At 49.1% G+C, this 23,818-nt stretch carries 10 protein-coding genes; 1 reads left to right on the top strand and 9 read right to left on the bottom strand.

What is annotated here, in order from left to right; all coding sequences use genetic code 11:
• Window positions 1-48: 48 nt before the first annotated feature.
• Both STSP2_RS06085 and STSP2_RS06080 read right to left on the bottom strand, forming a co-directional pair.
• Window positions 49-3,726, bottom strand: coding sequence for a prolyl oligopeptidase family serine peptidase (locus tag STSP2_RS06085; RefSeq protein ID WP_146660835.1), 3,678 nt, complete (start codon window positions 3,724-3,726; stop codon window positions 49-51).
• 363 nt (window positions 3,727-4,089) lie between these two features.
• Window positions 4,090-5,085: a glycoside hydrolase family 130 protein gene (locus tag STSP2_RS06080; protein WP_146660834.1), complete on the bottom strand. Its 996-nt coding sequence runs from the start codon at window positions 5,083-5,085 to the stop codon at window positions 4,090-4,092.
• A gap of 142 nt (window positions 5,086-5,227) precedes the next feature.
• Here STSP2_RS06080 and STSP2_RS06075 point away from each other — a divergent pair, with 142 nt between their 5' ends.
• Window positions 5,228-8,377 (top strand): alpha-mannosidase, encoded by a 3,150-nt coding sequence (locus STSP2_RS06075; RefSeq protein WP_146660832.1) that lies wholly within the window; start codon window positions 5,228-5,230, stop codon window positions 8,375-8,377.
• Between the two features lie 12 nt (window positions 8,378-8,389).
• Here STSP2_RS06075 and STSP2_RS06070 read toward each other — a convergent pair whose 3' ends face one another.
• From STSP2_RS06070 to STSP2_RS06040, 7 genes are all read right to left on the bottom strand, one after another.
• Window positions 8,390-10,801, bottom strand: coding sequence for a glycoside hydrolase family 94 protein (locus tag STSP2_RS06070; protein WP_205848014.1), 2,412 nt, complete (start codon window positions 10,799-10,801; stop codon window positions 8,390-8,392).
• Between the two features lie 290 nt (window positions 10,802-11,091).
• Window positions 11,092-13,197, bottom strand: a complete 2,106-nt coding sequence (locus STSP2_RS06065) for a glycosyl hydrolase family 28-related protein (RefSeq protein WP_146660829.1) — start codon at window positions 13,195-13,197, stop codon at window positions 11,092-11,094.
• A gap of 125 nt (window positions 13,198-13,322) precedes the next feature.
• A complete protein-coding gene (locus tag STSP2_RS06060) occupies window positions 13,323-15,422 on the bottom strand; it encodes a LamG-like jellyroll fold domain-containing protein (protein WP_146660827.1) in 2,100 nt (699 codons plus the stop codon).
• 180 nt (window positions 15,423-15,602) lie between these two features.
• On the bottom strand, window positions 15,603-17,759 hold the full coding sequence (locus STSP2_RS06055) for an alpha-L-rhamnosidase-related protein (protein WP_146660825.1): 2,157 nt from the start codon (window positions 17,757-17,759) through the stop codon (window positions 15,603-15,605).
• A 119-nt stretch (window positions 17,760-17,878) separates the two neighbouring features.
• Window positions 17,879-20,251 (bottom strand): ammonia-forming cytochrome c nitrite reductase subunit c552, encoded by a 2,373-nt coding sequence (locus STSP2_RS06050; RefSeq protein WP_146660823.1) that lies wholly within the window; start codon window positions 20,249-20,251, stop codon window positions 17,879-17,881.
• A gap of 255 nt (window positions 20,252-20,506) precedes the next feature.
• Window positions 20,507-21,322: a type II secretion system protein gene (locus STSP2_RS06045; protein ID WP_146660821.1), complete on the bottom strand. Its 816-nt coding sequence runs from the start codon at window positions 21,320-21,322 to the stop codon at window positions 20,507-20,509.
• A gap of 52 nt (window positions 21,323-21,374) precedes the next feature.
• Window positions 21,375-23,741, bottom strand: a complete 2,367-nt coding sequence (locus STSP2_RS06040; RefSeq protein ID WP_146660819.1) for a LamG-like jellyroll fold domain-containing protein — start codon at window positions 23,739-23,741, stop codon at window positions 21,375-21,377.
• Window positions 23,742-23,818 lie beyond the last annotated feature (77 nt).

Here is a 23,818-nt window from a genome sequence, read left to right as displayed (position 1 = left end):
TCTGCCTCTGGTCTTTTTATAAACAATTCCAAAACTGCGTCAAGTCAATCAATACTCTGTCCAGGTGCGGCCTGTATGAGCTATGTAGACTGTTGCAGTCTTATCATCGGGAAGAATGACTTTGGCAGTTGCGGTATAGGCCTTGCCGTCGCTTTGCAGCTCTATTGGCCCGGCGAGCGATTCATCCGTCAAATTTTGCAATCCGAGATCTTTGAGATCGGCAGCGTAGGATCCGTGCCTGAGTTTGTATCCTTCCTGGGCATAGAGAACTTTGTGCAGAAGGTATCGGGCATGGGCGGTTGGATCCGGTGTAAATGCAATGTTGCTGCCTGGCGGCTGGGCGGAGAATTGCAGATAGCCCCAGGTCTCGGGCCGATGCATATTGATCCTGCCCTGTGGTGACCATATCCAGTTGCTCTCGTGAACGCTCGGGTTCTTTTCGTCGCGAGCGGGTACGCGGACATACTTGCCGTCTACGACCTCGTGCTGCCACTGTACGCGTGAGAAGTTTATCCGCCACTGATCGCCGTCGGCCGGCGGACAGGCAGTGCCGGCATATTCCTCGATGCCCTCGAATGGGAAGGCAATCTCCACCGTCCAGTACTCGTCCTCGTCGCTGGGATCGTTGAGCGTGCCTTTAACGAAAACGCCTGTCTTCTGTCCGGGCATTTCTCGTATAACAGGATTGCCGCCGTGCTTGTAGGGCTTGTCGAGCAGCAGGTTCCAGACCGTATTCAAAGCGTTCATCTCGAATTCGAAATAGTTGTGGCTGTCACCATCGGGATCGAGGAATACTTCAAAGTCGTTGTCGTGGAAAATGACGGCATTTCGCTCAGTGATCGTGCCCCAGATGTGCGGATCATGGAGTTTGGCACCGATGTAGAGGCATTCATCATCCCATATCATCTTCGTCTGGGTCCTGAGATAGGGCTTTTTGTCCGTCATCATGCCTTCGATATCGACGTGCGGCTCGGTCCAGGGTGCTTTGCGCCAGCCGGGCTCATCGAGCTTGCCGTCGATGGTGATCGGCTCGGAAACCTTTCCGGCGATGTAATGCCGTGGATGGACGAACGGACGAGGATCTATATCAATGTAGGCAGGCAGCTCGCTGGATTTCTGTTCGCCGGTCTCGCGGTTGGTAATGACGAACTCGCCATTTTCGACGGTCCAGTCGTTGCCAAAACAGCCCGCTGCGAGAACGCCTTTGGTGCCTTCGGTGAGCATGTCCGGTCCGATGACAGTGTAGTCCGGGTAGCTGCAGCCCGCGAAGAGATAGGTCACGCGTTCGGTCAGCCGCTGGCCGAGCAGGCCTGTGCCACTCACTACGCCGACACACGCGGTATCACTGTCGGCGTGGGGCCTGAGGAAAAGACACGCGAGATCATCGCCGGTAATTTCGCGTTTGCCGATGGTGACTTTTCTGCGTTTAACCTGGATCGGACTGTCGGCGAGCAGGGTTTTCCATGCGGTGTTTGTATTGGCGTTGCCGTAGAGAATCACGCCTCGATCGGGATCAGCGTAGGAAGAGAGTTTGTCGTCGGCTGGGGCGTCGAATGCGCTGTTGAACTCAACGTCTGAGATAATGTCCACTGAGCCGTTGCCCTGGTACCACCATTGTTCGGCATCGAAGCGGGCCTTTGTGCGTGCCCACTTGTTCTCAGCGGCAGTCCCGTTTGTGCCGTAGACAAACATCATGTTGTGATCGAACGCTGTTTTGAACGGACCATTGCGGTGTGGGCCCTTTTCGGCAGTTGGTGCCGGGCCGATCTGCTGCCATTGACCGCCCCTGTTTGCGAGCCAGATCTGAGCTTTTTCGGGCCAGTCAATGTTTTCGATCTTCCAGCCATCCAGGGTTACGCTTACAGGTTCGCCGGCGGGCAGATGGTCCAGTTTCAGGCTAAGCCTTGCAACGTTTTCGGTTGTGCCGATGAACGCACGCTCAGGCGGATTACAGCGGATGCTGATGCGGCTGGGCTCGAGGTGCTTTTGCTGGGCCTCGATGCCCGCCAAGTGCGACCAGGCAGAAACGCCAGGATTTGCCGTGACGAAATCAACCTGACGTATTTCTTCGTCTCGGGGCAGACGGTGACGTGCGAAGAAATCGAACATGGGCGGCCAGTCGACGCATTCAGCGCCGGCGGTATTGGGATCGTCCCACCAGTGACCCGCGCCCGGCTCTTCGTAGTACATGTAGTCCTTGTGGAAAGTTTTGAGCTTATCCATCATAAGGTATGATTCGCTGGCGGGAACGTTGTCGTCCGCACTTCCGTGGATGATGTAGATGCCCTTGTGCTCGAGGTTTTCGGCCAGGGATATAGTGTCGCTTGGATTTTCCGCACGGGTGAGCATCTTTTCGATAGGCGAGGCATTTTTCGTTTTTTCAGCACCACGATAAGAATGGAAGCTGATCCAGCCGGCACTGGGGCCCACGGCTGCGAACTTGTCGGGGAATGTCGATCCGTTGATCCATGTGCCGTGACCGCCCATCGAATGGCCTGTCAGATAGACACGCGAGGGATCGGGATTGAACTGCTGCTCGGCGATTTCCATGACTTCCAGCAGGTCCGTTCGGCCCCAGTCTTCCCAGTCGAAGCCGTAGGGCCTGCGGTTGGTAGGCGAGACGATGTTGCACCAGGATTTGGGGGCATATGAGGCGGCCTGGTTCAATGCTTCGACGCTGGCACCGTGGACGCTGTAGACCATTGCGAGGTTTTCGTTCTTGCCGTCGAGCGGTGATGCGGGCGTAACGGCAAAGTATTGGACGCTTTTATCGATGTCACTGATGAAGGTGCGTTTGTGAGTTTCGTGGGGCTGCTTGACCTGGATCGGGATCGTTCGGCTGTGCAGTGTCTTGTATCGCCAGCTTCCAATCTGCTGGACGACTGAGACTTCGACCTGCTTTTTGCCCGCAGATTCAAACTCAGGGCGTTTCAAAGCAAATGCCACTTTTCGAACTGACATGGGCTGGATGACTGGTACTTTTATGGAGGCGGGTTGCTTATCACCGGCCCAACTGGTACGCAGGTACAGACTGTCCAAAGCCTTGCCCGTACAATTAGCTATGACAGTCGCGCCGACTGTGTCGACGGGGTCTCCGACTAGCAGATCGGGCAGCGTCGTATCATTCGGTATGATCATGATCTGCGATTCGGGGCTGATCAGCTCGGCCTTAACCCTGCCGCCGGAACGCCAGGTGCGTTTGAAGAGAAATTCGTTGACGCCCTTTTTTAGTTTGACCGGCAGATATGTCAGGTCGAAGTTCGGTTCCCAAGGATTGTTGGCATCGCGGTACTGATAGCGGCTGCCCACGCGAGGCACGCCGTTGACATAGGCCATGCTGTTGCCCATCATGTGCAGCAGCATGACTTTTTCGCTGTCGCTGGTGTAGGTGGCGTAGAGGTAGCCGCCCCTGCCCTTCTCTGAAAACCAGCCCTGATCATCGGCGGTGACTTTTCGCCAGTTCTTTTCGGTACCATCGGCAAGCATGAAGGCCTGGCCGTCATTCGGAGCCTGCCAGGAACCCGTGATTATTTCCTGCACAACTGCATCTGTATGCACCGGGCGTCGGCCATACATTCCGGCGTTTTCCAGCAGCAGAGCCTCGGTGAACAAGTGCCTTTGGGGCTTCTCCGCTTTTAAAATTTGCGGAAAGCCGCACAAACAAACAAAAATGAACGTCAAAGTCAACGATCTTGGAATAGGCGAAACAAAAATTCGTTCTTTCATGAAAATCTCCTGTCCAGGTTCTTAGAAACTATTTCAAAACTCAGATTTGTCTTTCGGCTGCCCTTTTTCCGTTCGGCTGCGTTGAGCAAAATCGGCCATAGTTTCGGCTATTACCAATTTCGCTCGCCTTGCCGAGCCGAAAAAATTGCTCACCGAGAAGCCAAAAGCAGTTTTGAAACACTTCTAGAAGCCTTCGCAATATAGCGTCTAATGGGAATATTGCTTAAGGGTACCTCTAACAATTCATTTTGGCGGACAAGCGAATCTTTTTGATTCCGAGCGGCGTCAGACAAGAACCGCTTTAGCGGCAACTAAAGCTGATCTGTCTTCCTTGCCGGAACGCAAAAATCTTCTACCTGCCGCTCAAAAGCAATTATTAGAGCTACCCTTAATATAGTCAATGATTTCATCGACCTTGCAGAATGCGAGGCCGGTCACGGTGTCTGCGCAGCCGTAGTAGACGGCAATTCGGCCGGTGTCAGCATCGGTCAGTGCGGCGCAGGGAAAAACGACGTTCGGCACATCGCCGACGCACTCGTACAATTCCTGAGGCGAGAGCAGATACGGCTTTGTGCGGGCGACTACTTTCCAGGGTTTATCGATGTCGAGCAGAGCAGCGCCCATGCTGTAGACGAAGCCGTTGCAGCTATAGAGAACGCCGTGATAGAACATAAGCCAGCCTTCGGTAGTCTCTATGGGTACTGGGCCGGGGCCGATCTTCTTTGACTGCCAGCCGATGGTTGTGCCCATGACGAAGCGATGTTTGCCCCAGTAGCACATGTCGGGACTTTCGCTATAGAAGATGTCACCGTATGCGGTATGGCCTGCGTCACTGGGCCTGCTGAGCATGGCATATCGGCCGTTGATCTTGCGAGGGAAAAACACGCCGTTGCGATTGTAGGGCAGGAACGCGTTTTCCATCTGGTAGAATTTCTTGAAGTCGTAGGTGTAGCCCACGCCGATGGTCGGTCCGTGGTAGAAATTGCACCAGGTGACATAGTAGCGGTCTTCCAGCCATAGGACCCGGGGGTCGTACCATTCTACCCTTTCTGCAATATCGGGTTCGGCGCACTCAAAGTCTATCGGTTCATGGTCGATCTCGAAATTGATACCATCCGTGCTCTGGCCGCTATGTATCCAGGCCTGACGGTTTTTGTTATCGCATCTGAAAACTCCTGCAAAGCCGTCCTTGTAAGGAACGACCGCACTGTTGAAAATACTGTTGGAACTCGGGATATGGTCGCGGGATATTACTGGGTTGCCGCTGTGCCGCCACATGATCTCGCTGGATCCGGGTTTGCGGTCCTGCCATGGAATGTTGGGCAACGATGAGCCTATGATCTTAGAACTTGCAGCCATAAGTGCCTCTCCGATAATGATGGACAATCTTATTCAAATGCCTTAGATTATGTCGATAAGGGCGAAGAATCAAGCTCTTTGCCGAAGTTTCATCATTTTATCAAGTTGTGATGTATTGCGAAGTCACAAGGAAGCGAACACCATGAAACACGAAAAACGCCTGACGCTGGCAAAATTGCAAACGAGACTTCGACTGATAGAACCGCTTGTTTGCAGGGCTAGACAGGCAGTCGAGCCGTTTAAATATCTGCTGCATGAAAATGCCGCTGAGAAAGGACACATTGGCCTGGATGTTGACGATTCGAACTGGGATCGCATCGAGCCAGGCACTTACTGGGGGCAGTGGTACAGCAACTTTACGCTGCGGAGCAGGTTTACCGTTCCTGCTGAATGGGCCGACTGCGAGCCGGTTGCCCTGTCGTTCAATATCGGTGAAGCTCCCGGCTGGGATTTCTGCCATCCCGAGGCCCTGGTACATATTGACGGCAAGCCTCTGGCGGGCCTGGATAAGTATCACAAGGTCATCTATCTGCCAAAGGACTGCATAGACGGCGAGGAGCACCTGCTCTCGCTTGACGGCTATACGGGGCGATGGGGAATATATGAGGGAACGTCGGATGTGAAACTTTTGATGCAGGGATGTGACGTGGTGTCGATCGACACTGAAACACGGGACTTCGTCGCAGTAGCCCGGATGGCTCTGGACTGTGTCACAGCGCTCGATGTGAACAACCCAGCCAGAGAACGTGTGCTCAACTCACTTGACGAGGCCTTCAGATGCCTCAATCTGCGAGAGCCCCTTGCCAAAGGTTTCTATGCCAGCGTTCCTGAGGCACATAAAACGCTTACAGAGGGTATCGCACGAGCCGGTAATCCTCTGGACGTCAATATTTCCGCAATTGGTCATTCGCACATAGATGCAGCATGGGTCTGGCCGTTGGCGCAGACCCGTAAAAAGTGCGGGCGGTCATTCCACACCGTTCTGTCATTGATGAACGAGTTCGACGAATACATCTTCACCCAAAGCCAGCCCCAACTATACGAATATGTAAAGCAGGACCATCCTGAGCTTTTCGAGAGCATCAGGGAAAAAGTCCGGCAGGGTAAGTGGGAGACTGTCGGCGGCATGTGGGTTGAAGCGGACTGCAATATCACAGGGCCCGAATCGCTCGCCAGGCAGTTTTTGCTCGGACGCAGGTTCTTTACTGAGCATTTCGGCAAAGGAGCTGAGTCGCCGGTACTGTGGCTGCCGGACGTTTTCGGCTATGCATACAACCTGCCCCAGATCATGAAACTGGCAGGCCTGGAATACTTCTTTACAACGAAGATGTCGTGGAACCGTTACAACCAAATGCCTTACGATACCTTCATGTGGGAGGGCCTTGATGGGACTCAAGTTCTGACACATCTTGGAACGACCAAATCGGGCGACTGGGTCACCTACAACGGGACCGCAAAAGCCGAAGAGCTGCTCAATACATGGACCAACTGCAGGCAGAAGGAATGTCACAGCGAGCTTATGACCTGCTTTGGACATGGTGACGGCGGGGGTGGGCCCACGCGTGAGATGCTGGAAAACATCGCAAACACTGCAAACTTCCCTTCCATGCCGAGAGTCAAACATGGCAAAGTGATCGATTTTTTTAAGAAACTCGAGAAGAAGTGCGGCAGCGATTTACCTAAATGGAACGGTGAGCTTTACCTTGAAGGACACCGCGGCACATACACAACACAGGCGAACAACAAGAAAGCAAACCGAAGATCTGAGTTTGCTCTGCACGACGCCGAGTGGCTTGCTTCGCTGGCGGCATTGACCGACAACGGATACGCCTATCCGTACGATGAATTGACGAGGGCATGGAAGCTGGTATGCCTCAACCAGTTCCACGATATCATACCCGGCAGCAGCATCGGTGAAGTCTACGAAGACTCTCTGGAGCAGTATGCCCAGGTAGAACAGATTACAGATGAAATCAAAAAGTCCGCTCTGAACACGCTGTCTTCGAAAATGAATTCCGGGCTGATCGTAGCAAATCCGACTTCTTTCTGCCGTACAGATCTCGCCTGGCTGGACACCAGGCTGAATGAAAACGAAACTCTAACCACTTCGCAAGGTGAAATTCTGACAACCCAGAACACCGAAGACGGCACGCTCATCGACCTCGGCAGAATCGAAGAATTCAGCATACAGCCGCTCACAATCTCCTCCAAAGACAGGGACCCGATCCGGAACACCTTGACCGTTTCTCAGAATCTGCTGGAAAATAAGTTTCTAAAGATCGAGCTCAATACCGAAGGAGATATAACGAGCATCTACGATAAGATCAGCCAACGACAGGTGCTGAGTGAAAATGCAATCGGTAATCAATTGCAGGCCTTTGAGGATCGGCCGATAGACTGGGACGCTTGGGACATCGACATCTTCTACAACGATAAGATGTGGCTGGCAAACCCTGCAGATTCGGTCAAGGTTGCAGAAACCGGTCCGCTTCGTGCTACTCTTGAGATCAAGCGTAAAATATTGAACAGCTCATATACTCAGCGTATCAGTCTTACACGTAACTCACCAGCAATCGAGTTCACAACCGAAATAGACTGGCAGGAGAAACACGTTCTGCTAAAAGCTGCATTTCCGGTTGAGATCCTTTCTGACGTTGCAACTTACGAGATACAGTGGGGCCATGTGGATCGTCCTACACATCACAATACAAGCTGGGACTGGGCGAAATTCGAAGTCTGTGCGCAAAAGTGGGTGGACCTAAGCGAAGGCGATTATGGAGTAAGCCTGCTTAATGACTGCAAGTACGGCCATGATATTAGAGACAACATCATACGGATCACGCTGCTGCGAAGCCCTACCATGCCGGACCCCTGCGCGGACACAGGTCGACACAGTTTTAGATACACTTTATTACCCCACAGCGGCAAGCTGAGCATGGAAACGGTCCGCAGAGCTTATGCGTTGAACGATCCGCTGATCGTGCACCGGAGTGACAATCCAACGACACAACCTAAACGCCTGGCTTCAATGGTCCGTCTGGACCGAGAAAACGTCTTTGTCGAAACCATCAAACAGGCCGAGGACGGAAGCGGGATCATCGTAAGGCTCTACGAAGCCGCACAGTGCCGAGGTCCCGTCGAATTGACCGCAGGCTTCGAGCTTGCCTCCTGTTATGTGGCCGACCTGTTGGAAAACAACAAAGAACAACTGGAAACAGATGGGCGCAAAGTTCGATTCAACATCCGGCCGTTCCAGATAATCACGCTGCGGCTTGTTCCTGCCAAGAGTTAACGTCCAGGGCCATCAACCCATTAAAACCTGAACATCATTGTCGGTTCCTGGCTGCTGAACGGGTATTAGGCCGGTAATTTCCTGGCCGTTGAGTTTGATGCTCTTTACGCCCTTTGAAACGTGGTCAGGATTTTTGACTGAGATATTGAATGTCGAGCCGCGCCATTTACGAACGATGGAAAACTCATCCCAGTCCTTCGGAACGCATGGATCGACCTCCAGGCCCTTAAACGTAGGGCGCACGCCGAGGATCCATTTTGTTGCGGCAGTGTAGAACCACCCCGCCGAGCCGGTCAGCCACGGATGCCTCGCCCTGCCGTGGTCAGTATGATCTTTGCCCATAACGAACTGACAATATGAATACGGCTCGGCCTGACGAATTTCCATCATGTCGTTCTGGTAGAAAGGCAGCATTGCGGTATAGTACTCGAAGGCCCTGTCGCCGCGGCCGAGCATGCACTCAGCAATGATCGCCCACGGATTTGGATGCGAGAATATCGAAGCGTTCTCCTTGATGCCCTTGTAAACCCGGGTCACGAAGCCGACACCGTCATCAGGCTTGGAATACGCGGGCCAGAGCAGGTGCAGTCCGTACCTGTCGAACAGTTTATCGTAAGCCGCATCCATTGCCCGAATCGCCTTGTCATGTTCGCTGAGACCACTCATCACGGCCCAGCTTTGCGCGTTCAAAAACAGCTTGCCCTCTTCGTCTTCGTCAGTGCCGATCTTGCGACCCTCGGCTGTGAAACCTCGCAGATACCATTGTCCATCCCAGAGATTTGCCGCAGCAGCCTGCTTTATCCGGCTGGCGATTTCACTGTATCTTTCCGAGTCATCGTCACGGTTCAGATATGCCGCAACCTCGTTAAACAGCCTAAGCGCCCAGTAGTGCATGAATGTCACCATTGAAGACTGGCCGCCCCGCAGATTGATGCAATCATTCCAGTCGGCACGCAGTCCTTGACATATACCATTGTCCGCGACGTGTTTGGCGGAGAAATCCAGGGCCTTCTTCAAATGTTCGTAAACCGTGGCTGAGCCTTCGTCGGCAAAAGTCACTTCCGTTTCCAGGAAATCGATATCGCCCGTTTCCTTGAGATACTCGCACACTGCAGCAACGAGCCAGAGGGCGTCATCCGAGCAAACATCCTTGAGCTCTGGAATATGAACACTCTGATCCGAATCGCCAGACAGCAGCACCGTTGGCAGATTCGCTTTGGCGTCTCCACTTTCGTCCATCATTGCAGGATCGAAAAGATGCAGCCCGAATCCTTCGGACGTCTGGGCTCGCATCAACTCGACAAGTCTCTGCTTAACCTTATCCGGCTGCAGATAAGATGAACTGATCGTATCCTGCGCGGTATCGCGATAGCCAAGACCTGTACGTCCGCCCACCTCAATGAACGATGCAAACCGCGACCATGTAACACAAGTCGCTGCCTGGTAAGGCGTCCAGGTATTGAGCATTACATTAGCACCTTCGTCAGGTGTGATGCACTGATAATTCGCAAGCCTGGACCGCCAGTAATTCTTGATTTGCTCGAACGCCTTATCTACTACTGAGTGATCAGCAAACATCTTGCGAGTCTTTTTGCCCTGTTCAGCTCCACCTGCTCCGAGCATCAATACTGCGCGGATCGTCTGGCCGGGCTCTATCTCGAACTGCTTGTGCAGGGAACCGCAATGATTACCGCCCAGCTTACTGCTGTTCGAACAGCGTCCATTCTCTACCGCCGCAGGATTTGATTCGCTGCGATAGTTGCCTATAAACTCATCACGCACACAGTCGTAGCTGTCCGGCTCAAAGTCGGCCGTCATAAAGTGGTGCATGTCGGGATGATAGAAAAACGTATAATCGATCACACCTTCTGTGCAGCTCGAACCGCTAGCGTACAAACCCATCTGGAAGTCCTTATTGTCCAGATCGATCTGATGAAGGGAAAACTCAACATACGAAAACAGGCTTATCGCCCTCTTGCGGTCACTGGTGTTGGTAACTTTCACATCCCACAGCTCAACGTCATGACCCAGCGGAACAAACAGCGTTTTCTCAGCAATGATACCGTTGTATTTGCATTCAAATTTCGAGTACGACAAACCGTGACGGCAGACATACTCAGCCTCTTTCAGGTCGATCCCGACCGGCTGCCAGCTAACGGTCCAGTACTTGCCCGTCTCGTCGTCACGCAGATAAACATAGTGGCCGGGCCGATCCAGCGGCACCCCATTAGGACGAAAACGCGTTATTCGGCCATACTCGGGTGAACCCTTGAACGAATACCCGCCGGAGTTGTGGCTTATGACCGTGCACATATTCTCCAGGCCGAGATAATTGGTAAACGACACGGGCACATCACACCTGTCGATAACATACTCGCGATTCTTCTCATCGAAATAGCCGTATTTCATCATCTTCCCAGTCAACTAATTATCGCGTATGGAACAGTTTTTTAGAGAGGGATTATATATTGACAAAGCGGCTAAAACAAACTTTTTGTAAGTAATGTGACTGTTGAAATCATCAAAAACTGACAACCACCTAAGAAATGCGCAACAGACATGATAACGCACGATGAAATTCGCACATTTTGGAAGTGGACCAAAGAAATGCTTTCGTTGGTCGATGGTATTTCACAGCACACAACTGCCAACTCAGGAAATGAGGTTCTTAAAAGCTGTTCCAAAACAGCTTCTAATTATGGCATCTCTTGTTATCAGTTACAATGCGGAACCAAACCGCAATCGAGCCAGTGTTCAAAAAAGTATGACATATCAACCATATCGAAAACACCGTCGTTGTTAAAATCGGCTGTGAGAGTTCTAAGATATGAAGGGACATCGCCGTTTCGGCGTGTTAACTGATCTACAAATAGCGATTGGGGCTCAAGAGTTTCGCCGAGGCCTTCGCCTTCCAGGAAATCCTCTGGCTCTGAGCCGTAAGAATTACCCAGAATAACATTATCCACCGTGCCGGAAGTGCCAATTACATAACCCATATCCCATTGCTTGGAATCTATAAGATAGCTTTTTCCGCCTTCTCCGTATGTATTCCAGAAGACCGTTTGGCTTGTCGTGTGACCGTGGATGATTGTACCGTAGGGCCGATATTTGGCATTCCATGTGTCGTTATCCATGCGATTACTATCGATAAGATTCGCCGGACTTAGATGCATATGGAAATCGGCTGTCAGGCGTGGGTCTTTTGATTCGCATCGATATAGTACATTTCCACAGGTCCACATGCTTTTGAAAGAGTAATTATGCCTGGTATGATATGCCTTGCAGTCAACCAGAAGGCAGTCATTGCCTGAAAGTATATAGGCATATCCATTGCCGCCTCCGCCTTCGTATTGGGGCTTGGCTAGTGAACATCCTCTCACGGTGATGTTTCGTGATTTTTCCAGTAATATTATGTTTGAAAGTACATGATAGTCACCGGTGTTTTCTTCTGGACGATAGGTCTGAATATCACTTATCCAGCCGTCAACGATATTAGCAAACGTTATCACTTCAGAGGAGTGGACTTCATAGGCGGCTGTCCCTTCAACTGCGTAGTCTCCATCGCCAAGTCCATCATTTGGATTTTCAAGCATACCAATCGACAAATGTTCAATACCGACTTCTTCAATATGATCAGGGATCTTGTAGACCCTGGCATTATCCCGGGTCTTCATCCAATAACGTGTAGGGATATCAATTGTGATGGTTTTAGCAATCGGATTAACGCCTGTGATACGGCGATAAAGTGCGGTTCCCTTAAGACTGCTGGTCCATATGCCGCTCATATTGTGATCAGCAATGAAATCTTCGGTACAATCGGTGCGAACAATAATCCAATCCCCAGCATTAAGGCCCGAGGTCGACGCGACTTGGATGGTATTTGTTGGTCCAGGTATATCAGCAGTAATGGCAATTTCAGAATCTGCAACAGGAGTGAACCAGGCTGAATATCCATAAGCCGGCGCAAAAAGAATTACGCTTTTGCTGCGCATGTATGTTTCATTATTGAATATTTTCGTGTTTTCCGGGCCGTCACCTCTAAGAACAATATTACTCGAAGAGACACGAATCGCATAATTATCGTTGTTTTGAGGGCTTACAGTGTATTTGCCCGCGGGCAGGTATACTACTGCTCCACCAACCGATGCTGCATAGTCTATGGCAGCCTGAATGGCATTGGTAGAATCTTTATTTCCAGTGTTATCGGCATTGTATGGTGGTTTGGTTACATCGATAATTGTTGAGGGAATGGCCTGTCCCAGGTCGGCTTGACCTTTCCTGTATCCTGCATAGGAAAAATCATGCAGAAAACGTCCCTGGCTATCTTTGTAGCCCGGTGTCCAGTTTTCAGGATATAAGCTGCTGCGCCAGTAGGTTGACGAAAGCTCAATTTTATCTATCGAAGCGCTGGAATAATAGCTATTTGCAAGTTCGTCATCGGCATCGACTCTTAACATTACAGTACTCTCAGCAGATGCCGATATTCCCAGTTGGCTATAGGTATCCCACGAGCCGGTAGGATGAAATACCGCTGTTGCCACGTCAACATTGTCGCAGTATAAACTGCACTGTTTGCTCTCGGACAACCCTAGCGAATATGTAATAACTAATTGGTCACCGGCGGTAACATCATCAAACCTGATATAATCACCGATGTTATCAAAGTAAGCAACCCGGTAGCCACCAGAGGCTCCCGGATCGACTTTGGGTAAAACCTGGTTTAAAACCGCGTCTTCCGCTTCGTATGACTGTGCGTACAGAGCAAAACATAAACTGAAAAATAAAAAAAAGACAAAGCACTTTTTACAAAAAATATTCATCTTAGCAAGATCTTATTTAAAAAGTTTATCTGACTTCTTCTATGGCCTAACAAAACTTACGTGAGAATAATAAAGCCCGCGCCAAACGGCACGGACTTTATCATTAAAACAACCATTAGAGATTATTAATCGCAACCTGCTGCGGGAACTCTTCCACAATAAATCCAGTTTTCAGCTAGAATTGCAAAATCCAGCAAATCAGTTAGACAGTCGTCATTTAAGTCTACTAACGGAGGATAGAGACAAACTGATTCCTGAGAAGTCTGGTAATAAAGCGTTGCGACATCTTCAGGAGACATGGCATAGTTATGTATCATAACTTCGTCCATAGCACCCGGGAAAATACCACTACCGCCTATAGTGATCACTGATTCTGTCCCTGTGCCCAATGCCGCATTGGCATCTGTTGCCACCAGTTCACCATTGATATAGACCTTACCCTCGCCAGGGGCGTATGTTGCTGCTACATGAGTCCATGTATTCGGTGGTATTACCCCTTGGGGGTGTACCGTCAATCCACTGTCATTATAAAAACGAATACCGGCATTACCACTGTTAATATCCCGGATGCGAATTGACCACATCATGGTGTCTGGAGCATAGCCGTCAAACTTGCCTATAATGTCATTACCATATTGGGCGAGACCAGATCCGTCCCAGTTAATCCAGGCACTTACAGTGACCTGGCCTGTAGTTTCTGATGGATTCCATGTACCTGCAACAGCATCTGTGTCAGCTTCAATCTTTGCTGCACCTAACGCCGGTTCGTCCGGACCTGCACCGGTAACGAACGTTGGTTCACCATTCGGGTCGGCATCATGTCCGCCGACAATATCAAGATGGACACCTCCAACATAATCAGCCTGGTCCAGTGTCCAGTGAGCCAGTGTTTCCTTAACGATTAAGAAAGCGGTTCTGCTGGATACTGTTTCAGAATTGCTGTCAAGGGTTACGTCGCAGTAGTAGTAGCCCTGGTCAGTTGCCTGAGCACTGTCAATAGACAAAATCGGACCGGTACCTACATCTGAATAACTAACTCCGTCCTGCGAGTACATCCATTGATATGACAGCCCTGTAGAATCTCCGGTAAACGGGTTAGTTGCCTCAACGCTAAGTTCGGCATCCTCACCGATACCTGCTGTTGTATCTGCCGGCAGTTCGGGATTAAGAATAGGTACAGACGGTATTGTTGTAAATGACCAGTTCACACCTGGAACAATAGTACCGCCGGTCAGTTTTTGATCTACACACCATACATAGGTGGTGTCTGTTCCGAGGTAAGCTGCCGGAGGTGTCCAGGAACCGCCGTTCGATCCGGTTTCAGAAATGATAGAAGATGCAATCGAAAGATTCTGATCTGTAAAAACATTGGGATCATAAACCTGACTTGAATCCGTGATTGGACCGGCAATATAAACATAGTATTCATCAACGCTTACAGGATTGCCAGTTGCCGGGTCTGTTCCTGCGTCCCAGGACAATACCTCAGCCAAGTCTACATTTGCAGCGTCATCCTCTGGGACAGGATTTTGAGCTATTCGAGCATCCTGGACATAAGGCGTATCACGGACCACGATATTATCCACATAAATTTGTTGTATGTTACTGCTAAAAACCCTGAATTGAACTGCGTTTAATACCTCTGAATCTGTACTCGCTGGATCATCACGGAACTCCTTCTCATCAATAACTTTAACACCGTCGAACCAGACATCATACCTGTAACCTGCAACAGATTCACCGGTGGAATATCCTGCAGAGGTGTTTGACAGGTTGATAACAAGGTCGAAATGATGCGGTTCATCTAATGTGTATGTTTCAGTAGAACCTTGAATGGAGCCGTTACTGAATCTCACATCCGCGCATTCGTTTCCGGCACTGGACCTGGGCCAAATAACAAGTTGGCCGCCGAAAGTTGAAGATGTCGGCTCGTAAAAGTCAAATGAAACTGAAACAACAGAATCGGTTAAGTCGAACCCACCTTTTGATATGATTAATGAACCGCTGGTAGAGTCATCAAGGAACTCAGCATACATATTCGAAGGCGACGTAAAGACATTTCCGTCATCAGCCAAAATATAAGTGGCCATATTAACGAACCAATCCGGATCGTCAAAAACAGAGCCGTCCGTGTAGCTTTCGAAGTCTTCCGTGAAAACTGTAGCCGCCTGAGTAAAGCCGACAAGGGCAACCAACAAAACAAGAGTTAAAATAAAGTTCTTCATCACCTACCTCCATCAATTAAACGTTACAAGATTATTAATATTTTTTACTAACAGTCGCAATAACAAGCACTGGCTTTGAACCCATAACATAGCTGCTTCGGCCTTGCCATTATGCCATGCCTGATTACCGGCTTTTCTTAAGCCATCATCTTTGAGTAAGCTCCAAGCAAAATAAAGACATTAATGTAAACGTCTTTTAAATTTTATCAAATTACGGCCGGGCATCAGCTTCAACTCATCTGCCGCGTTGTTCATAACCTGGTCATTGAGTTGGACGGCGATGTCACCCGGCAGCACAAACTCTCCCGTCATATTACCCGGTAGTTCGATGATATAAACGCCCGACTGTGCATTCTTCCCTTTGAATTCACAGCGAATAGCACCCTTGATCGTCGGCATCGTTATTATACTTTGCTTAAGATCAGCCAATTGTGGCTTGATCCTAACAGCTTGAAATCCGGGCTTCGAAGGTTGAATACCCCACATAAACCTCGCTACGATGTTTGCCGGAGCAGCTCCCCAAGCATGAGTCCAGTCAGCATTTGGTTTATACTTCATATCCCATGCTTCAAGTGTAATTGTTGACCCGACCTTGATCATGTTCCACCAACTACGCTGATGTGCAGCCCGCATAAGGTCCAGTGCATACTGACTTTGGCCCGCACGGTAGAGACCCTGAAGCAGATATTGCGCACCGTAAACACTGCATGCCATGCCCCGAGACTTTACGAATTCAACAACTGTGTCAATGTGCTCATCAGGAACAATATCGAAAGCAAGCGGCATCATATTTGCGTGCAGAGCCGCATGGTCAGTATCCAGGCCATCAACATAGATCCCACGTTTTTCGTCAAACATCTTTGTATTTATGGATCGCTTCACTTTGGCCGCCATTTCCCTATAATAATCAGCATCATCGATCTTTCCAAGAAGGTCCGCAAATTCGGCCATTATTTGCATGTTGCGATAGAAGAAACAATTGACCACGGTATTGACAGCGACCATATTATAACCGTCACGCTCATTCCTGGGCCAGTCAACAATGTCACGAATTCCTCTGTGCGGCGGACTGGCGAAACCAAGTTTCTTGAGGTATCCTTTACTGCCAGCCTTCTCATTATGGGTAGAGATCAGTCCGTCTTTCCTTGCAAGCGCAATGAGCGTCTTATGCTTTAGCTTATCGTAGTATGCTTCGATCAACTCCGTATCGCCTGTATAATAATAATCCTGGTACACAAGCATCGGCGTATGCAGCAGCCATTCCGTAGGCCAGGTTGGGTGGTCAATAAAGTACTCGATCGTCTGTTTGGCGATCGAGTATTCATTATCGACGCAGTAATGTCCGAGCTGATTTATATAAGCGTCCGCCTCATAGGGTATACGTTCTCGATCACCATCTATATAAAGTCCGCAGAAGCTGGTGGCTTTCATACTATATTTACACATATCCCAGATATTCTCAAGTCGTTCATCACTGCAGCTAAATTCACTTTGCCGGTCATTGAAATAGTAAAAATACGCCTTCTGACGAATATTATTGGATGTCAACGTACTATCTATGTTTTCAATTTCTACATATCTAAACGGCATGACCACGTCGAACGATTCGGGCAGTTTGATAGCCCGCGAACCAGTATTCCTCTTATCAGGCGTCAGTTCAATTTTATACGAAGTCTGCCCGGGCCGAACCTCCAGCTCAACTTTCTGGTAACGAATGGTCCCACCTGGTTCGCGATCTATACTGCCGCCCTTGGCTTTCTCGCCGAGATGAATAGTCAGCCTATCTTTGGCCGGCGTTATATAATCAATTTCCAACGTACCGAATGCCGCCCTTCCAAAATCAACAAATATGCTCTTGGGGGATGTTCTGACGACCCTCACAGGCTTTATGCGCTCGATCTGCCAGCGATTGGCCGAGGAGATCGTATTACCAGGCGCACCGGTTCTAAAATTCTGAATCGACGAATACGGCCCAGCCTCGTTTCCCTTGTCCCAGATGCGAGCCTTCCAGAAATACTCTGCATTTTCCTCCAGAGCGTTCCCACCGTGCTCGATATTACTGGAAGTTGAGCTCAAGACTCGGCCGCTGTCCCATACATTGCCTTCTGTTTTCTCACATGCGTCTCTCGAGGAAGAAACTATAATCTGGTAAGCTTTCTGAAACTCTGTCTGCTCATCAACTATCCACCCGTATTCCGGTTTCAAGTCGGCTACGGTCACACCTTCATCGCCTGGTTGGCGGAGGTACTCGACAGTAAGTCCTTCTATTCCAAAAGCTATTGGGTAATTACCAGACAATGCCAGCAGTGATATTACTATAAAAAAGTTTAATTTCATTTTGCTAACGTCTTTCACTGTTGTGCAAAATCAATCTATATTTTGCAAGATCGCATTTTGGCTTTTTTTACAATAAAACATAATATAATATACATTTTTGTGACGGCACCAGTTCAAGCTTACCAGCCATTTAACCGCTGCACATGCATCCGGAATCTGGTTCGTATCTGCTGCGGCAGTTGCTCGTTCTCGGAAGCTGCTTTATAAGTACGAATTGCTGCTTGTAAATCTCCACGTCCTTCGTAAATGCTTGCAAGAAGCATATAAATATTGGGGTCAGCTATTTGTGCGTTAGCGTAAGGCTCCAGCAGGACAATTGCCTCTTCTGTCTTATGGTTTTGTTGCAAAAAGTAAGCAAGTGCAAAGACATATCGCGTATTATCTGGTGCTGACTCTACCGCTTTACGCGCCCAATCTATGGCCTCTAGCGGCTGTTTTTCAGCCAGGAGAACCGAAAGATTATATGCTGCAGCAGCAGAATCAGCATCGAGTTCATAGGTCCTGCGGAAATGTTGCTCAGCAAGGCTGTAATTGCCCGTTTCTCCGTACAGCAAGGCAAGATTCAAATGTGCGGCAACGTTTTCAGGATCAATCTCAATCGCCTTTTTGAGAGTCTCGATGGCATTGTCATTCTGGCCTAGGGTGTTGTACGCTATCGAAGCATTTACATACGGAAGAATGAGGTCATGGTCGAGCTTCATGGCAAATTCAAAACGGTTGATGGCTTTACCTGGTTTATTTTTATCCATGAAGAAATTGCCAAGATTGTAATGTGAAAATGCATTGTCTGGGCGGGCCATCATTGCCTTGAGGTACTCATCAGTGGCTTTTTGAAATGCAGCTTTGTAAGCCGGTGGGATCTGATCTACCGGAACCGGTGACAGCGCTGCAGCGGCCCTGATCCGCACCAGCAGGTATTCGTCAGTGGTGGCCTCAGCCAGTAAAGATATGCTCTCATTATCAAGGTACCCACCCAGTGCATCGGCTGCGCTTGCACGGATCAGAGGAGATTTATCGTGAACAATTATATGACAAAGATCAGAACCAATGGTTGGGTCCGATTTTTGGCGCATCAAACGGATCAGGGAATTTGCGAAAACTACATTGCGGTCCTTCTGCTGGATGTAATCCAGCATCTGCGGCAGATTTTCCCATTCATCTTGCCGTGCCTGGGCCACTAGATCGGCCACCTGAAGTGTCGCTTCCTGATAATCGTCATCGTGCCACCGGCGAACCTTATCATCCGCCCAGGAAGCATCTTTATCTGTGTGGCAAATGTTACAAGCATTTGGCGATTTATAGCGTAACGTTGCAGAAGGCATTGGCGGCCGGAAAGAGTGGTCGCTGCGCGCCATTCGGCCGAATTCGGTTTTGGGCATGTGGCACTGAACGCATTCTGTCACTCCTGTTTCGGTGGCGTGTCGAGAATGCTTTGCGATATCGGCCTTCTCTTCATGACACTCAATGCAGGCATCATTAGCCTGCGATCCCTCGAATCGGTATCGACCACTGGAGGTATGGCAGTACATGCAATCCAGATCGCTGCTTTCAACGCAGGAGTTCATGAGCCAACTCGTATAAGTATAGTTCTCACCCAGATCACGGCCGTCCGGATAGTAATCAGGGTGCTCCAACGTCGTTAGATCGTAATGCTTGAAAAAGGCATCGCCTGGCATAAACTCTGCGGTTATTGGACCGGCCTTCGCATGACAGGTTGAACAAGATGCGTTTACCTGATGAGCCGAATAGCCGCGACTCTGTGTGACTGTCACCAGTTTCAGATCCTCTGGGGCGTCGCCCTGGCCGGCTTGTTCGCATACCCTTATATGTTCGGCGGCCGGGCCGTGGCAGGTTTCACAGTTGATCCCCGGTTCCTGCCATTGCGTATTATAGGTATCTGTTTGTGGATCGTAATTCTTTACCAACTGACTGACGTGACAGCCGTAACACGAAGTATTGAAAGTATAAGCACGATTTTTCCAGTCGAGCGGTTCATCCTCATCTCCGCTGGAAAAATGTCGAACCGCGCTTGCGGCGGTATCAAACCACTGCTGATCTTGCACGTCAAATGCTACAGGAAGAACCTGTAGAAATCCCCGCTCAAGTTCTGTCAGAAAGTAGAAGACGTCCTTGCCCCCCATCGCGTGAAGGATGGGGTATTTCTTTTCGCCCTGAGGTCCGACCTCCAGTACGTGTCCCGGCTCCCCATCTATTACGGCACGATAGTTATTGGAACCAACCTCAATGCTTTCTTCATGATCAACCAGATTTTCTTGAGCAAACGTTTTGGTGTAAGGCCTCATCGCCTGACCATGATACGAAGGCGCCCACAGTTGGTAGAACTTCTCGTGGCAGGACCGGCATTGTGAGGATCCCACGTATTCTTTAGATGTCTGCTGAGGATTACTTGCCAGTGAACGGAACTGACTGATTCCGACAATTACAACAGAAAACAGAACAAGGCCGGCAATAGAAACAGTTTTACAACACACCTTATTGAGCCTACCAAAGCAAATTACTCTTTGCAAGAACTAAACAACAAATACCATTTATTCAAGTCGCACTGTTTCATAGGGAATTCACAATTAACCTGGAAATCCCACTATGAACAAGTTTGCCATCACACTTTCACAAGTTATTTTTTTGATCGGTCTCCCTGAATTTCCTCATCATGTCGCATACCTTGTTGTCGACAAGAATCAAAGAGTTTATATTGGCAGTTTCCAGAATCTGTTTTCAAACAGCATCTAGCGAGTTGCCCAACCTCTTGCCATGTAATCAATATCCTCAGTCTGGCCCTCAGGGGGTCTTTCTATACCGTAATTATTGGAATCTGTATCGTTGAGTTTATCCACTCGCGATTTTGTAAATTCGTCTTTCCACTTGTGAACTTCCGCATGCCCGTCACAAAAGCCCAGGACACTGCTGTCGCCATGATTCACCGCCAAAGGTCCCCACCAGGCCCACTCGTCATTTCCGGTGTACTCCGGGGCTCCAAGGGGGAAACTGCCACCCATATTCCAGTTTCGCTCGTCGGCATTTTCAACAAAATTATACCGAATTGAGGGTCTGGTTATTTGTGAGAACTTCTTCCGCTCTTTCGGAAAATCGCCGTTAAGACAACGGGGAATCGAATAACTAACATAAACCCTTGTTCCATCGAAACCTCTTCGGATATTATCCGAAGGACAATTATAGACACCGTCTGCTTCCAAATAACTATATAAATAGCCAGCTTTTATGCCGCGAATCTCGTCGTCATCCGTTACAGGCGGAGATTCGGCCCAAAGACGAGAAACTGGCAAAGCGTTGCCGGACTCGTCAATCGGGTCTTTAATCCAGGGTGTCTGTTTGCTCGACCGACCGCCAATGAGGGCACCTGCGTTATCCTCCTGATACATATACCAGGCGAGTGAGAGATTCTTTGTGTTAGCCAGGCATACCGCAGTTCCAGCCTTTCGCTTAACCATGGACAACGAAGGCATCATAATAGCCAACAGAAGGGCTATGATTGATATTACCACTAGCAATTCAATTAGTGTAAACGCCTTTTTGTTCTTCATTTTTTGTCTCCGCTTCTTAATATCAAAATGAACATCATATCTTAGAATCTGTTTAGGGCCGGCATTCCGGCACCAGACCGCAATCCGCCCAAGACTCCGCCATAATTAGAAGATCACTTAAATTCACTCGACAATCATCATTCAAATCTATCGATGGTGGGTTTAAGCAAACAGCTTCCTGAGAAGTTTCATAATAAAGCGTTGCTGCATCTTCATCTGACATGGCATAGTTATGTATTGTGACTTCATCCATAGCACCTGGGAATGCGCCACCGCCGCCTATTTTCAACGTAGATGCGGTGCCGGTTCCCAATGTAAAGTTGTCATGCGTTGTAATTAACTTGCCGTTGACGTAAAGTCGTGCCTGCCCGGAATCGTATACCAGAGAGATATGTGTCCATATTTGCTCTGGAACTTGTCCGGCACTCCTTATACCGGTGTCCTGTTGACTATAAAACCAAATTCCGGCTTTGCCACTAGAAACTCCACGTATTTTAAACGCCCACATCATTGTGTCTGGGCCCCAACTATCACCCTTGGACAGAATATCATTGCCGTACTCGCCAATGGTTCCATTCCATTTAACCCAGGCACTGATGGTCATCTGGCCTGTAGACTCAAGTGGGTTCCAGGTGCCGGCTACAGCATCGCTGTCAGGATTAATGACTGCTGCGCCGAATGCAGGTTCATCTGGACCGGCACCGGTTACAAAAGTCGGTACTGAACTCGTACCGGCATCATAGGAGCCGGCAATATCAACATACTTGCCATTAACAAAATCATCCTGATCCATTGTCCAGTGAGCCAAAGTCTGCTTCACGACTAACTGGGCAGTTTCACTTGAAACCATCTCGCCGTTACTATCTATGGTCACATCGCAATAATAAAAACCCTGGTCAGAACTTTGTGGGGCAGCAATGGTGAGCGTTGAACCAGTACCGCCTGCTACATTTGAATAAGTACTGCCATCTGCTGAATACTTCCACTGAAATGACAAACCGGTATCATCACCTGTAAAGGGATTTACCGCATCAACTGCAAATGATGCTTGTTCGTCAGGAATTACATATTCATCAACGGGCTGACCGATTATTGTTAAATTTCTTGAAAGTGACAGTATAATAACACCCGTAGAACGAGCCCCTGCACTGTCCCTAATGGTATAATGGAAATAATCTTTGGCATTAAAAAGTCCAATTGGTGCAGTATAAATCAGTTCGTCTCTGCCATTTGGACCTGTGCCGGCCGAGAGGGTTATGGTCCCACCCTGAGAGGAAGAGGTTTCGAAATCATAAAAGGTCAAATCCTGGCCGTTTACATCATGATCATTAGCCATCACATCAATAGTCACACTTTGGCCGGCATGTATACCTTCCAGAAAATCCATTGCAGCATAAGGAGGCAAATTAACTTTGCTGTACGTGCCGAGATTAGTAAAGCGGTCAATTCTTGAATCGCGATGATCAAAGATGGACTTTACTGCCGGACCATTGAAACGGGCATATTTATTACCGCACATCATTGTTGGGCCTTCCGGGCTGCCGGCATGATAATCAGAGGTACCCCAGTTATGGCCCAACTCGTGCCGCCAAACACCATCAAAAGATCCATCTGAGCGGATGCCGTTGGAAGAATACGCAAAACCGGAACCGATAACACCAACCCAGGCGACACCGCCGCCAATTGTCGGGCTCACCAGTGCCGCTACATCGCGTGGTGCCACAGAAACAGGATGATACGTATTCCAGTGGGTTCTGAATTCGCCAAGCAAATTGCCGCCAACGCCCTCATAGGGGCATTGCGACGAGTAAGGCCTGATAATTACTCGGCCCAGTTCAGGCATCAACATTACATTTTGCAAATACTGAGCTTTAACATTTATCGCAGTGAATTCCATCATTTCGAGACAGTCTGCGACACTGCCCCGACGAGCATAATATTGGTAGTCCGAATCAAACCCCACCCCAAAGCTGTACGTACTGGAACCTGCCTTGCCAGGCGACACAGTGGGCATCGTTGGGATATTATAAGTAGTTGATTGAGTCCCGTGGGTATCGTATACAGAATTGCCCAGGGTCCACCAGCTTTTGCCGCGATCAAAGTTCACCCTTGCCTTGAATGTCCCGTTATCAAGCAAGATACCAGCAGCATAGGCATCAGGTCTTTGATAAACAGTACCTATATAAGTTCGTACTTCGCCAGGCTGCCACGAATTATAATTGCCTTGGGCATTTTGGACCAAGACTTCGAAATCTGGTCCTCGAACAGAATCTTTAACCATTTGCAAGGTAATTGTCTGGCCGTCATGAGTCACGTTCTGAGTAAAAGTCTCAGGAGCCTGGGCCAAAACAGAATTAGCAACTAATAAAACCGACATACAAAGCCAGCACAAAACTATTCTTTTACTAATAATACTCATCTTGACCAGGTTCCATTTAAAAATCAAATTTCATCTATTATCACACAAAACTGCATAAAGAAAATAAAGCCCGCGTC

This window comes from Anaerohalosphaera lusitana (assembly GCF_002007645.1).
In the GTDB taxonomy this organism is placed as follows: Bacteria; Planctomycetota; Phycisphaerae; order Sedimentisphaerales; family Anaerohalosphaeraceae; genus Anaerohalosphaera; species Anaerohalosphaera lusitana.
This window is presented reverse-complemented; position numbering and strand designations above follow the sequence as displayed.